This window comes from Streptomyces lavendulae subsp. lavendulae, from assembly GCF_002803845.1.
Classification (GTDB): domain Bacteria; phylum Actinomycetota; class Actinomycetes; order Streptomycetales; family Streptomycetaceae; genus Streptomyces; species Streptomyces lavendulae.
The window spans coordinates 6,790,975-6,804,526 of the sequence record NZ_CP024985.1 but is presented as its reverse complement, the minus strand read 5'-3'; the positions used below and the strand labels follow the sequence as shown (position 1 = coordinate 6,804,526).

General features: G+C 72.3%; 12 protein-coding genes and 1 riboswitch. Of the genes, 3 read left to right on the top strand and 9 right to left on the bottom strand.

What is annotated here, in order from left to right; genetic code table 11:
- Window positions 1-184: 184 nt before the first annotated feature.
- The 8 genes from SLAV_RS30460 to ribD form a co-directional block, all read right to left on the bottom strand.
- Entirely contained in the window at window positions 185-649 is a 465-nt protein-coding gene (locus SLAV_RS30460) for a PH domain-containing protein (protein WP_030234203.1), read from the bottom strand.
- Window positions 650-701: 52 nt separating this feature from the next.
- Window positions 702-1,550: an ATP phosphoribosyltransferase gene (hisG, locus tag SLAV_RS30455; RefSeq protein WP_030234200.1), complete on the bottom strand. Its 849-nt coding sequence runs from the start codon at window positions 1,548-1,550 to the stop codon at window positions 702-704.
- 82 nt (window positions 1,551-1,632) lie between these two features.
- Window positions 1,633-1,911, bottom strand: coding sequence for a phosphoribosyl-ATP diphosphatase (locus SLAV_RS30450; RefSeq protein ID WP_030234197.1), 279 nt, complete (start codon window positions 1,909-1,911; stop codon window positions 1,633-1,635).
- A 35-nt stretch (window positions 1,912-1,946) separates the two neighbouring features.
- A complete protein-coding gene (gene ribH / locus SLAV_RS30445; protein WP_007262951.1) occupies window positions 1,947-2,432 on the bottom strand; it encodes a 6,7-dimethyl-8-ribityllumazine synthase in 486 nt (161 codons plus the stop codon).
- 66 nt (window positions 2,433-2,498) lie between these two features.
- Window positions 2,499-3,800 (bottom strand): bifunctional 3,4-dihydroxy-2-butanone-4-phosphate synthase/GTP cyclohydrolase II, encoded by a 1,302-nt coding sequence (locus SLAV_RS30440; RefSeq protein WP_030234195.1) that lies wholly within the window; start codon window positions 3,798-3,800, stop codon window positions 2,499-2,501.
- Window positions 3,797-4,450, bottom strand: a complete 654-nt coding sequence (locus tag SLAV_RS30435; protein ID WP_030234193.1) for a nicotinamide mononucleotide transporter family protein — start codon at window positions 4,448-4,450, stop codon at window positions 3,797-3,799. Before SLAV_RS30435 ends, SLAV_RS30440 begins: the two co-directional genes overlap by 4 nt.
- The gene (locus SLAV_RS30430) at window positions 4,447-5,085 is read right to left on the bottom strand and encodes a riboflavin synthase (RefSeq protein WP_030234191.1); all 639 of its coding nucleotides are present in this window, start codon (window positions 5,083-5,085) and stop codon (window positions 4,447-4,449) included. Before SLAV_RS30430 ends, SLAV_RS30435 begins: the two co-directional genes overlap by 4 nt.
- Window positions 5,086-6,225 (bottom strand): bifunctional diaminohydroxyphosphoribosylaminopyrimidine deaminase/5-amino-6-(5-phosphoribosylamino)uracil reductase RibD, encoded by a 1,140-nt coding sequence (gene ribD, locus SLAV_RS30425; RefSeq protein ID WP_078950465.1) that lies wholly within the window; start codon window positions 6,223-6,225, stop codon window positions 5,086-5,088.
- A 152-nt stretch (window positions 6,226-6,377) separates the two neighbouring features.
- A riboswitch (FMN riboswitch) is annotated at window positions 6,378-6,507 on the bottom strand.
- Between the two features lie 301 nt (window positions 6,508-6,808).
- Here ribD and SLAV_RS30420 point away from each other — a divergent pair.
- A complete protein-coding gene (locus tag SLAV_RS30420; RefSeq protein ID WP_030234188.1) occupies window positions 6,809-9,190 on the top strand; it encodes a chitinase C-terminal domain-containing protein in 2,382 nt (793 codons plus the stop codon).
- Between the two features lie 379 nt (window positions 9,191-9,569).
- Here SLAV_RS30420 and SLAV_RS30410 read toward each other — a convergent pair whose 3' ends face one another.
- A complete protein-coding gene (locus tag SLAV_RS30410; protein ID WP_051841160.1) occupies window positions 9,570-10,730 on the bottom strand; it encodes an ROK family transcriptional regulator in 1,161 nt (386 codons plus the stop codon).
- A gap of 55 nt (window positions 10,731-10,785) precedes the next feature.
- Between SLAV_RS30410 and SLAV_RS30405 the strand changes: the two genes are divergently transcribed.
- Together SLAV_RS30405 and SLAV_RS30400 are read left to right on the top strand one after the other, a co-directional pair.
- Window positions 10,786-12,012 (top strand): MFS transporter, encoded by a 1,227-nt coding sequence (locus SLAV_RS30405; protein ID WP_051841159.1) that lies wholly within the window; start codon window positions 10,786-10,788, stop codon window positions 12,010-12,012.
- A gap of 78 nt (window positions 12,013-12,090) precedes the next feature.
- On the top strand, window positions 12,091-13,485 hold the full coding sequence (locus SLAV_RS30400) for a uracil-xanthine permease family protein (RefSeq protein ID WP_030234182.1): 1,395 nt from the start codon (window positions 12,091-12,093) through the stop codon (window positions 13,483-13,485).
- Window positions 13,486-13,552 lie beyond the last annotated feature (67 nt).

The window sequence follows — 13,552 nt, the reverse complement described above, 5'->3', positions numbered from 1 at the left end:
GGAGGGCGGCGCGGATACTACCGGACGATCCGTCCATTGCTGGAGGGAGTCACTCCTCTGGTCGAAGGTGCCCACGGGCCACGGGGTCCCGGGGCGTGTGGGAGGGCGCACGTGGGCGCCCCGCCACCAGGGTAGTCATTGAGATCGCGGCCGCAATGGGACGCAGCGACGAGACCGGGCGGGCTCAGTGGTCGGTGGCGCCGGTTCCCCTGCTCTCGGCGAGGGCGCGCAGGGCGCGGGCGTCCTCGATCGCGCGGGCCCGGGCGATGCCGGGCTGGATACCGAGGACGGGCAGGCTGGTGCCGTCGCTGAGGTCCAGGAACACCCACGGGTCGCCGGGGCGGAGGTTGACCCGCAGGATCTGCGGCCATTCGAGGCGGCGGGTGGTGGTCAGGTTGACCACGGTGACACCCGTCTCGTCCGCGACCACCTTGGGGCGGCTGAGCAGGACGAGGACGGAGGCCATCAGGGCGGCGGTGACGACGAAGCTGACCCGCTCGCCGGGGCTGAGGCTCTCCAGGAGCAGCGCGATCGCGGTGATCGTGGCGAACATGGCGAGCCCGACGCCCAGCAGCACCGCCCGGGTGCGGGTCGGCCGGAAGGTGACCGGCAGGGCGGGCGGGGCGGACGGGGCGGCGGACTCGCTCATGGTGCTGGTGATGCCTTCTGCAGGGGGCGTACGGATCGGAACGGCGTACGGGTCAGAGCCGGCAGGCGTGGATCGAGGTGGTGAGGATCGCACGGGCGCCGAGCTCGTACAGGTCGTCCATGATCCGCTGGGCTTCCTTGGCGGGGACCATGGCGCGGACGGCGACCCAGCCCTCGTTGTGGAGCGGGGAGATCGTCGGCGACTCCAGGCCCGGGGTGAGGGCGACGGCGCGCTCCAGGTGCTCGGCGCGGCAGTCGTAGTCCATCATCACGTAGCTGCGGGCGACGAGGACGCCCTGGAGGCGGCGCAGGAACTGCGCGACCTTGGGGTCGTCGGTGCCGGCGCCGGTGCGGCGGATGACGGTGGCCTCGGACTTGAGGATCGGCTCGCCGATGACCTCCAGGCCGGCGTTGCGCAGGCTGGTGCCGGTCTCGACGACGTCGGCGATGATCTGCGCGACGCCGAGTTCGATGGCGGTCTCGACGGCGCCGTCCAGGTGGACGACGGAGGCGTCGATGCCCTGGTCGGCGAGGTGCTTGGCGACGATGCCCTCGTAGGAGGTGGCGATCGTCATGCCGCCGAAGTCCTCGGGGCCCTTCGCGGTGCCGGGCTTGGTGGCGTAGCGGAAGGTGGACCGGCCGAAGTTCAGCGGCAGGATCTCCTCGGCGTTGGCCCCGGAGTCCAGCAGCAGGTCGCGGCCGGTGATGCCGATGTCGAGCTTGCCCGACGCGACGTAGATCGCGATGTCCTTCGGGCGGAGGTAGAAGAACTCGACCTCGTTGTCGGGGTCGACCGTGACGAGTTCCTTGGACTCCTTGCGCTGGCGGTAGCCGGCCTCATGGAGCATCGCCGACGCCGGTCCGGAGAGTGAACCCTTGTTGGGGACGGCGATGCGCAGCATGGGGCTTCCTTTGGTGCGTGGCGTGGATGCGAAAGGTGTGCGTGGGCGTGCGGGCGCGGGACCCGCGGCGAGGAGCTGCGGCCTAGAGGTGCGCGTAGACGTCGTCGAGGGAGATCCCGCGCGCCACCATCATCACCTGAACGTGGTACAGCAGCTGGGAAATCTCCTCGGCGGCGGCTTCCTTGCCCTCGTACTCGGCGGCCATCCAGACCTCGGCGGCCTCCTCGACGACCTTCTTGCCGATGGCATGGACGCCCTTGCCGACGAGCTCGGCGGTGCGCGAGGTGCTGGGGTCGCCGTTGGCGGCCTTGAGCTGGAGCTCGGTGAAGAGCTCCTCGAAGGTCTTGGGAGTGTTCGCCATGATGGTCCTCAGAATAAGGGGTCCCGCGCCGACGCTCAGCGCCAGGGTTCGCTGACGGTACGCAGGGTCATGGCGGTGGAGACGGCGGCGGTGACCGCTTCGTGCCCCTTGTCCTCGTTCGACCCTTCGAGTCCGGCGCGGTCCAGCGCCTGCTCATCGTTGTCGCAGGTCAGGACGCCGAAGCCGACGGGGACTCCGGTGTCGATCGACACCTGTACCAGGCCTTGGGTGACGCCCTGGCAGACGTAGTCGAAGTGCGGGGTGCCGCCGCGGATGACCACTCCGAGGGCGACGATGGCATCGTAACCGCGACCGGCGAGTACCTTCGCCACGACCGGCAGCTCGAAGCTGCCGGGGACGCGCAGCAGGGTGGGCTCGTCGATGCCCAGCTCGTGCAGGGCGCGCAGGGCGCCGTCGACGAGGCCGTCCATGACCTTCTCGTGCCACTGGGCCGCGATCACGGCCACCCGGAGGTCTCCGCAGTTCTTCACGCTCAGTTCGGGTGCGCCCTTGCCGCTCACAGCTCTGCTCCTCGGTTCTTCGTGGTGGTGGTACGGGGTGTGTGGGACGTGGTGTGCGGGACGTGGTTACTGGTTGCCGCAGGCGGAGGTGGGGACGGCCCCCTCCAGCCAGGGCAGGTCGTGGCCCATCCGGTCGCGCTTGGTGCGCAGGTAGCGCAGGTTGTGCTCGCCCGCCTCGATGGGCATCTGCTCCCGGCCGCTGACGGCGATGCCGTGGCGGACGAGCGCGTCGGACTTGTCGGGGTTGTTGGTCAGCAGCCGGACGCTGCGCACGCCGAGGTCGGCGAGGATCTGGGCGCCGGCCCCGTAGTCGCGGGCGTCGGCGGGCAGGCCGAGTTCCAGGTTGGCGTCCAGGGTGTCGCGGCCGCGCTCCTGGAGCTCGTAGGCGCGCAGCTTGGACAGCAGGCCGATGCCCCGGCCCTCGTGGCCGCGCAGGTAGACGACCACGCCGCGGCCCTCGGCCTGGATGCGGGCCATGGCGGCCTGGAGCTGGGGGCCGCAGTCGCAGCGCTGGGACTGGAAGATGTCGCCGGTCAGGCATTCGGAGTGCATCCGGACCAGGACGTCCTCGCCGTCGCCGACCTCGCCGTGGACGAGGGCGACGTGCTCGACGCCGTCGACGGTGGAGCGGAACCCGTACGCGGTGAACTCGCCGGCGGCGGTCGGCAGGCTGACCTCGGCCTCGCGGCGCACGGTCGGCTCGGCGGAGCGGCGGTAGGCGATCAGGTCCTCGATGGAGATGATCGTCAGGCCGTGCTTGCGGGCGAAGGGGATCAGCTCGGGCAGGCGCAGCATGACGCCGTCCTCGCCGGCGATCTCCACGATGGCGCCGGCCGGGCGCAGGCCCGCGAGGCGGGCGAGGTCGACGGCGGCCTCGGTGTGGCCGTTGCGGACCAGCACGCCGCCGGGCTTGGCGCGCAGCGGGAAGATGTGGCCGGGGCGGACGAAGTCGCCGGCCTCGGAGGTCCCGTTCGCCAGCAGGCGCAGGGTGGTGGCGCGGTCGGCGGCGGAGATGCCGGTGGTGACGCCGTGGGCGCCGCTCGCGTCGACGGAGACGGTGAAGGCCGTCTGCATCGACTCGGTGTTGTGCCGGACCATCTGCGGGAGTTCCAGGCGGTCCAGCTCCGGGCCCTCCATGGGGGCGCAGATCAGGCCGCGGCACTCGCTCATCATGAAGGCGATGATCTCGGGGGTGGCCTTCTCGGCGGCGATGACGAGGTCGCCCTCGTTCTCGCGGTCCTCGTCGTCGACGACGACCACGGGGCGGCCGGCGGCGATGTCGCGGATGGCCTGCTCGACGGGGTCGAGGAGGAAGGTCTCCTGCGGGCCGGATTCGGGGACGTCGGGCACGGGCTTGAGGGGGGTCATGCCGTTGCTCCTTCGAGGGCCGGGGCGGGGGTGGTGCGCGAGCGCTGGTACCAGTCGTAGGCGCCCCAGAGCACGAGGGCTCCGTAGATCACGTAGACGAAGGCGGAGAAGGCGTAGCCGCTGGTGAAGGCGAGGGGGACGCCGACCGCGTCGACCAGCAGCCAGGCGAACCAGAACTCGACGAGTCCCTTGGCCTGGGCGTACATGGCGACGATGGTGCCGACGAAGATGTAGGCGTCCGGCAGCGGGTTCCAGGACATCCACGGGTAGAGGGTGAACAGTCCGGTGACGGCCAGCGTGCCGACCGCGGCGGCGCCGAGGAGCAGGCCGCGCTCGCGCCAGGTGGCGAAGCGGACGGCCAGGGAGGCGTCCTGGGCCTGCCGCTTGCCGCGGCTCCACATCGTCCAGCCCCACAGGGCGACCACCATGACGACGACCTGCTTGCCGGCGTTGCCGGAGAGGTGCCCGGCGGCGAACGCGATGAAGAGGATGACGCCGGAGAGGAACTGGGTCGGCCAGGTCCATATGGAACGCCGCCAGCCGAGGGCCAGGGCGGCCAGACCCATGGTGTTGCCGATCGCGTCCGACCAGATGATCTTCTGGCCGAAGGCGGTGAAGGCTTCGGAGTTCAGCCAGGTCAGGGCGCTCACCGGTCCGTTCCCTCCGTGTCGTTCGGGGTCGCTGCCAGGGGGTCCACGCCGGCCGCGAGGAGGCGCTCGACGTACTTGGCGAGGACGTCGACTTCGAGGTTGACAGGCTCACCGGGCTGCTTGATGCCCAGGGTGGTCAGCGCGAGGGTGGTGGGGATGAGGCTGATGGTGAAGGAGTCGGCGGCGGCCTCGACCACGGTGAGGCTGACGCCGTCCACAGTGATAGAGCCCTTCTCTACGACGTACCTTGAAAGGTTCTCCGGGAGCGCGATCCGGACGAGCTCCCAGTGCTCCGAAGGGGTGCGGGAGAGGATCTCGCCGGTGCCGTCCACGTGGCCCTGGACGAGGTGGCCGCCGAGGCGTCCGCCGAGGGCCATGGGGCGCTCCAGGTTGACGCGGGAGCCGGCGGTCAGCGCGCCGAGGCTGGACCGGTTGAGGGTCTCCTGCATGACGTCGGCGGTGAACTCGCCGTCGGCGGTCTCCACGACGGTCAGGCAGACGCCGTTGACGGCGATCGAGTCGCCGTGCTTGGCGTCCTCGGTCACGACGGGGCCGCGCAGGCGGAAGCGGGAGGCTTCGGCGAGTTGCTCGACGGCGGTGACCTCGCCCAGTTCTTCGACGATTCCGGTGAACACTCAGTGCTCCTTGAGGGGCGTGCGGACGGTGGGGACTGCGGTGATGCGGAGATCGGGGCCGACGCGGACGGCCTCGGTGAGGTCGAGGCGCACCGCGTCGGAGATGGTGTCCACGCCGGCGCCGGCGAGGGCGGCGGGGCCCGCGCCGAGGAGGGCGGGGGCGAGGTAGCCGATGACCCGGTCGACGGCCCCGGCCCGGAGGAAGGTGCCCGCGAGGGTGGGTCCGCCTTCCAGGAACAGGGAGCGCACGCCGCGGGCGTACAGCCGGCCGAGCAGGTCGTGGACGCCGATGTGGCCGTCGTGCAGGGGCATGCGCAGCACCTCGACACCGGGCAGGTGCCGGGTGTCGGCGTCCTCGCCGACGACGATCAGGGTGGGTGCGGCGTCGTCGAGGATGCGGGCGGTGGGCAGCAGGCCGGCGTGGGTGTCGAGAGCGATCCGCAGGGGCTGGGTCGCGCCCTCGACGCCGCGGACGGCGAGGTGCGGGTCGTCCTCCCGCAGGGTGCCGCCGCCGACGAGGACGGCGTCGCACTCGGCGCGCAGCCGGTGGACGTCGGCCCGGGACTCGGCGGAGGTGATCCACCGGCTGGTGCCGTCCGCGGCGGCGCTGCGGCCGTCGAGGGTGGCGGCGTACTTCCAGGTGACGTGGGGGCGGCCGAGCCGTACGGAGGTCAGCCAGGCGGCGTTGCCCGCCTCGGCCTCGGCCCGCAGCAGTCCGCCCTCGGCGCTGATGCCCGCCGCGCGGAGGGTGGCGCCACCGCCGCTGGCCTGCGGGTTCGGGTCGGCCACGGCGTAGAGCACGCGGGTGACGCCGGCCTCGATCAGGGCCTGGGCGCAGGGGCCGGTGCGGCCGGTGTGGTTGCAGGGTTCGAGGGTGACGTACGCGGTGCCGCCGCGGGCCGCCGCACCCGCCCGGCGCAGGGCGTGGACCTCGGCGTGCGGGCCGCCGGCGCGTTCGTGCCAGCCCTCGCCGACGACGGCGCCGGAGGGGTCGGTGATCACGCAGCCGACGACGGGGTTGGGGCTGGTGGAGCCGAGGCCGCGGGCGGCGAGCTCGATGGCACGCCGCATGGCGGGCACGTCGGTGCCGGGACTTGCGTTCGCGTCGGCGTGGTGCGCCACCGGGTCCTCCTGCCTCATCGGGCACGGACTCCGGGGCCTGTCGGGATACGACAGATGAAGCGGGTGAGCACACGCGGGGACGCCGAGGCCGGAAACCCGGTCCGTCCGACACGTCTCCGCTGGGGAAACGCCGATGGACCGCCGACGGCGGCGTACCGGTGACTGGCCCGCCGCGCACTGCCTCCCATCCGGACTTTAACCGTCGGTCCAGGAATTTCACCTGGTCAACCGGCCGCTGGATGCGGACGGGTCGCGGACTATACCGCCGGTTCGGAATTACACCGACCCCGGAGTGCGCTGCTACTGGTACTACGGCCAGTGTGCCACGGGGGATCGGGGGCCATGCGGGTGAAGCGCTGTGGCCTGGGTCACAAACCAGCCGTTCTTGAGCGCCGCACTCGCGCCACCCGCACCGTCGGACACCCCCGCATCCGGCTTTGGTCCAGACCTATTGACGGGTTGGTCTAGTCCTCTTAACGTTCCCTTCATCTTCCCCGGGGAGCCGGCCTGCCGACGTGCGCACGTCACGGGCCAACCAGCGCCACGTTCCTGCTTGTTGCCGCAGTTGTGTCCTGCCATCCTCCCCTCCCCAGGAGGCACCATGCCGTCCCCCACACGTACGAGAGCCCTGCTCCTGGCATCCGGCGCCGCGATCGCCGGACTGCTGGCCGGCGGGCTCTCGACGGGCGTCTCGCACGCCGCCGACAACGAGGGCTGTCGCCCCGACGGTCTCTACAAGACCGCGGGCGTGGACGTCCCGTACTGCTCGGTCTACGACTCCGAAGGCCGCGAGAAGATGGGCGCCGACCACCAGCGCCGCGTCATCGGATACTTCACCGGCTGGCGCACGGGCAAGGACGGCACCCCCGCCTACCTCGCCAACAACGTACCGTGGTCCAAGGTCACCCACCTGAACTACGCCTTCGCCCACGTCGGGGCCGACAACAGGATCTCGGTCGGCGCGGACAACGCGGACAACGCCGCCACCGGGATGACCTGGCCCGGCGTCGCCGGCGCGGAGATGGACCCGGCCCTCCCGTACAAGGGCCACTTCAACCTCCTGAACAAATTCAAGAAGCAGTACCCGAACGTGAAGACGCTGATCTCGGTGGGCGGCTGGGCCGAGACCGGCGGCTACTTCGGCGACGACGGCAACCGCGTCGCGTCGGGCGGCTTCTACTCGATGGCCACCAACGCCGACGGCTCCGTCAACCAGGCGGGCATCGACACCTTCGCGGACTCCTCGGTGGAGTTCATCCGCAAGTACGGGTTCAACGGCGTCGACATCGACTACGAGTACCCGACCACCATGAAGGACGCGGGCAACCCGCTGGACTGGCAGCTGTCCAACGCCCGCCGGGCCGGCCTGGTCAAGGGCTACGCGGCCCTGATGAAGTCGCTGCGCGAGCGGCTCGACCGCGCGGGCGCCGCCGACGGCAAGCACTACCTGCTCTCCGTCGCCGCCCCCTCCTCCGGCTACCTGCTGCGGGGCATGGAGACCTTCCAGATGCAGCAGTACCTGGACTACGTCAACATCATGTCCTACGACCTGCACGGCGCCTGGAACGAGTATGTCGGCCCCAACGCCTCGCTCTTCGACGACGGCAAGGACGGTGAGCTGGCCGCCGCGAGCGTCTACTCCACCTCCCAGTACGGCGGCACCGGCTACCTGAACACCGACTGGGCCTACCACTACTTCCGCGGGTCGATGCCGTCCGGCCGGATCAACATCGGCCTGCCGTACTACACCCGCGGCTTCAAGAACGTGCAGGGCGGCACGGACGGCCTGTGGGGCCGGGCGCCGGCCACCACCTGCCCGGCCGGCGCGGGCCTGACCAAGTGCGGTGACGGCGCGGTCGGCATCGACAACCTCTGGCACGACCTGGACACCAACGGGATCGAGTCCCCGGCGGGATCCAACCCGATGTGGCACGCGAAGAACCTGGAGAAGGGCGTCGTCGGCGACTACGTCACGAAGTACGGCTTCCCCGCGAACACCACGCTGACCGGCACCTACGCCCGCAAGTACGACTCCACCCTGGTGGCGCCGTGGCTGTGGAACGCGCAGAAGAAGGTCTTCCTGTCGACGGAGGACGAGCAGTCCGTCGCCGCCAAGGCCGACTACGTGGTGAACAAGGGCATCGGCGGCACGATGGTCTGGGAGCTGGCCGGCGACTACTCCTACAACGCGGCCAAGGGCCAGTACGAGATGGGCGACACGCTCACCTCCCTGATGTACGACAAGTTCAAGGCGGCCACCCCGTACGGCGCGAAGAAGGCGGGCGCGGCGCTGCCCGCGCAGGCCGTCGACATCAAGACGGAGTTCACCGAGTTCAAGCTGGGCGACTCCAACTACCCGATCACCCCGAAGCTGAAGATCACCAACAACACGAAGAGCACGCTGCCCGGCGGCACGGAGTTCCAGTTCGACTACGGGACCTCGGCCCCGGCCAACGCCTCGGACCAGTCCGGCTTCGGCACCAAGGTGATCTCCACCGGCCACAGCGGCAGCAACGTCGGCGGCCTGAAGGGCGACTTCCAGCGGGTCTCGCTGAAGCTGCCGGCCTGGCAGACGCTGGCCCCGGGCGCCTCCGTCGACCTGGCGTTCAACTACTACCTGCCGGTGTCCACCCCCTCCAACTGGACGGTGAACATCTCCGGCACCACGTACGCCCTGGCCGGGGACCTGGCGCGCGGCACGACGGTCGTGGAGCCGGGCACCACCACGCCCCCGACCACGCCTCCCACCACCCCGCCGACCACTCCCCCGACGACCCCTCCGACCACGCCGCCCACCACGCCCCCCACCACGCCTCCGGGCGGGACGTGCACGAGCCCGGCGTACGTGGCGGGCACGGTCTACAACAGCGGCAGCCTCGTCTCCCACAAGGGCCACACCTGGAAGGCCCAGTGGTGGACCCAGAACGAGGAGCCCGGCACCACCGGCGAGTGGGGCGTCTGGAAGGACCAGGGCGCCTGCTGATCCCCCCGGGTGAGGCGTGAGGACCCGGTGGCCCGGCGGCCACCGGGTCCTCGCACGTTGCCGCCGTTCTCCCCGGCGCGGGGTGTCACGTTCCGGCGGGCCGGACTGTCCCCTGGGGGAGAGCACCCCCGACGGGAAGGACCCGCACACCATGAGCACCATCGTCGTCACCGGCGGCACCGGCACCCTGGGCACCCCGCTCGCCGCCCGGCTGCGGGAGGAGGGCCGCTGGCGGGCCGGACGTACGCCGCCTTCCTGCGCGGCGGGCACCTGGCCCCGGCCCACGCGGTGGGGCGGGGCACGTTCGCGCAGTTCCTGGCAGGGCGCACGGCGGCCCGGGGCTGAGGACCCCGGGAGGCGGCCGGTCGGGCCGTGGCCGTCAGGGGCCGAAGAGGACCGACTGGGCCGCTTCGCGGGCGGCCAGCCGGGCGCCCTCCAGGACGGCCGGGTCCCCGAGGGCGGTGGCGCGGACCTCGGTCGGTACGGGGCTCAGGGCGGCGAGGCGGCGCTCCACCCGGGCGGCCAGGGCCTCGCCGCCCGCGTGGCCGAGTCCGCCGCCCAGGACCACGCAGCCGGGGTCGAGGATCGCCGCGACGGCCGCCGCCCCGAGCGCGAGCCGCTCCGCGAGCGCGTCCAGGAAGGCCTCCCCGGCGGCCCCGGCGACGGCCTCCTCGACCGGCCCCCGGAAGCCGTGCTCCCGCGCGAGCGCCCCGACCGCCGACCTGCCCGCCAGGGCGTGGAAGCCGCCGTCGCACGCGGTGGCGGAGGGCAGCCCGGCCGTCCCGGGGACCGGGAGGAAGCCGATCTCCCCGGCCCCGCCGGAGGCCCCCCGGCGCAGCCGCCCGTCGAGGACCACGGCGGCGCCCACGCCGTCGCCGAGCCACAGCAGGACGAAGGAGTCCACGTCCCGGGCGGCTCCGGCGCGCTGCTCGGCCAGGGCCGCCAGGTTGGTCTCGTTCTCCACCACCACGGTGGCGGGCAGCCGCCGCTGGAGGGCGGCGACCAGGTCCCGGTGCCAGACGGGCAGGGCGCCGGTGCCGCGCAGCTCGCCGCCGCCCGGGGCGACCAGGCCGGGGGCGCCCACGACGACGGTGTGCAGGGCGCCGGCGCCCGTCCGCGCGGTCAGGGCCTCCAGCCGGTCGACTGCCTCCTCCACGGCGTCGACGGGCAGCGCGGTCCGGCCGAGCGGACGGCCGAGCAGGTCGGTGACCACGGCGGTCGCGCTGTCGGTCCGTACGTCCAGGGCGGCGAGGTGGGCCCGGCGGGCGACGATCCCGTAGACGCGGGCGTTGGGGCCGCGGCGCTGTTCGCCGGACTCCCCCACGACCTCGATCAGCCCGGCCTCGGCGAGCCGTTCGACCAGGTCGGCCACGGAGGGCCGGGACAGTCCGGTGAGCTGCTTGAGCCGGCTCGCCGTCAGCGGCCCCTCCTCCTGGAGGAGTTCGAGGGCGAGGCGGTCGTTGATGGCCCGGGCCGTGCTCGGGGAGGCGGGGGACTTGGCGGCGGGGGTCAGCACCTTGGCAGGGGTCACGGCGCCCATCTTAAGGAGGGGGAAATCATTAACCATCAGGAAGGGTCCCTGATAGTTTACGCCCATGACACGGTCCACGACCGGGGAACCCGACCCCAGCCCGGCGCGCCTGCGCCACGCCCGCTTCGCCATCGCCGCGGTCTTCTGCGCCCACGGCGCCGTCACCGGGTCCTTCGCCACCCGCATCCCCTGGATCCAGGAACACGCCGGGCTCAGCGCGGGCACCCTGGGCCTGGCCCTCGCCTTCCCGGCGCTCGGCGCGGCCCTCGCGATGCCGCTGGCCGGCCGGATCAACCACCGGTTCGGGGCCCGCAACGCCCTGCGCGGCCTGCTCGCGCTGTGGACCCTCTCCCTGGTCCTGCCGAGCCTGGCCCCGGACTTTGCGGTGCTGTGCTGCGTGCTGTTCGTCTACGGAGCCACCGCGGGCATGGCCGACGTCGCGATGAACGCGCTGGGCGTGGAGACCGAGAACCGTCTCGGCCGCTCCATCATGTCCTCGCTGCACGGCATGTGGAGCGTGGGCGCCCTGCTCGGTTCGGCGGCCGGGACGGTCGCGGCGCACGCGGGGGCCGACGCCCGGCTGCACCACCTGATCGCCGCGCTCGCCCTGACGGCGGCCGGGCTGGTGGCCGCGCGGGGCGTGCTCGACGTGCGCGGCGACCGGGACGCCGAGGCACCCGCGCACTTCGCGCTGCCGCCGCGGTCCGCCCTGCTGATCGGGCTCGTCGGGTTCTGCGCGGTCTTCGCCGAGGGCGCGAGCCTGGACTGGTCGGGCGTGTACCTGCGGGACGTGCTGCACACCGACGCGGGCCTGGCCGCCGCCTCGACCACCGCGTTCGCGCTGACCATGGCCCTGGCCCGGCTGGCCGGGGACCGGGTGGTGGACCGCTTCGGAGCGGTGCGCACGGTCCGGGCGGGCGGCGTCCTGGCCACCGCGGGCGGGCTGCTGGTGGTGACGGTCCGCCATCCGGCCGCGGCCGTGGGCGGCTTCGGGCTGATCGGGCTCGGTATCGCGGTGGTGGTGCCGCTGGCGTTCGCGGCGGCGGCGCGCAGCGGACCGGCCCCGGCGCAGGCGATCGCGGGGGTCGCGACGATCACGTACACCTCGGGGCTGATCGCACCGTCGGCGATCGGCGCGGTAGCGGACGCGACCTCGCTCGTGGTCTCCTTCGCACTGGTCACGCTGCTCGCGTTCGCCCTGATCGCGGGCGCGGCCGTACTGCGCGGCAGGGGGGCACCGGGGGCGTCCGGCACAGCGAATCGGGACGAACCCGCCTCTATCCAGCCGTAATATAACGGCTGGTCGTCACGTCGTACCGGCGTGCCGGCCACGTTGTTTGACGACCCGGTGGAACGGAAGTGGTGGGACATGGGCTTCGGCGTGCGCTGGACCCTGCACGGAGACGGGCGGACCCCCGCCCCCGGCGCGGTGGTGCGGCCGGACGAGCGGCTGTCGTGGCCGCGGACCGCCGGGCTCGGCGCCCAGCACGTCGTGGCGATGTTCGGCGCCAGTTTCGTCGCTCCGGTCCTCATGGGCCTGGACCCGAACCTGGCGATCATGATGTCGGGCATCGCGACCGTCATCTTCCTGCTCGCCACCCGCGGCCGGGTGCCCTCCTACCTGGGCTGCTCGCTCTCCTTCGTCGGTGTCGCCGCGGCGATCCGGGCGGGCGGCGGCGACAGCGCGGTCGTCACGGGTGCGGTGTTCGTGGTCGGCGTGGCGCTGTTCCTGGCGGGGCTGGCCGTCCAGCGGTTCGGCGCGCGGATCATCCACGCGGCGATGCCGCCGGTGGTGACGGGCGCGGTCGTGATGCTGATCGGCTTCAACCTGGCGCCGGTGACGGCCTCGACGTACTGGCCGCAGGACCAGTGGACGGCGCTGCTGACCATGCTGTTCACGGGCATGGCCGTGGTCTGCCTGCGCGGGTTCTGGTCGCGGATCGCCATCTTCCTGGGCCTGGTCTTCGGCTACACGATCTCCTGGATCTTCGACCTGGTCTTCGGCATGATCCACTCGACGACGGGCGGCCCCGAGGCGGTGGACCACTGGCGCCTCGACCTCTCCGGCGTCTCCCAGGCCCCCTGGATCGGCCTCCCGTCCTTCCACGCCCCGCAGTTCGAGTGGTCGGCGATCCTCATCGCGCTGCCGGTGGTGATCGCACTGATCGCGGAGAACGCCGGTCACATCAAGGCCGTCGGCGAGATGACCGGCGACCCGCTCGACGACAAGCTGGGCACCGCCATCGCCGCCGACGGCGCCGCCTCCATGCTCTCCACGGCCGTCGGCGGCCCCCCGAACACCACGTACTCCGAGAACATCGGCGTCATGGCCGCCACCCGCGTGTACTCCACGGCGGCCTACTGGGCCGCGGCCGGCTTCGCCCTGCTCTTCGGCCTGTGCCCCAAGTTCGGCGCGGTCGTCGCCGCGATCCCGGGCGGGGTGCTCGGCGGCATCACCGTCATCCTGTACGGCATGATCGGCCTGCTCGGCGCGCAGATCTGGATCAACGGCGGGGTGGACCTGCGCAACCCGCTGAACCTGGTGCCGGCCGCGGCGGGCATCATCATCGGCATCGGCGGCGTCAAGCTGCAGTTCACCGACACCTTCGAGCTCGGCGGCATCGCGCTCGGCACGATCGTGGTGATCACCGGCTACCACGCGCTGCGCCACTTCGCCCCGCCGCACCTCAAGCAGGAGCCCCTCCTCGACGCGGGCACCTCCGGCTACGACGACGACCGGGGCGGTCCGGACACGCCGCGTTGACGCCCGCTTCGCCCGAACCGGCGAAGCGGGCGGCCAAGTCCCCCGCGCGGGCCGCGCGGGCTGGGAC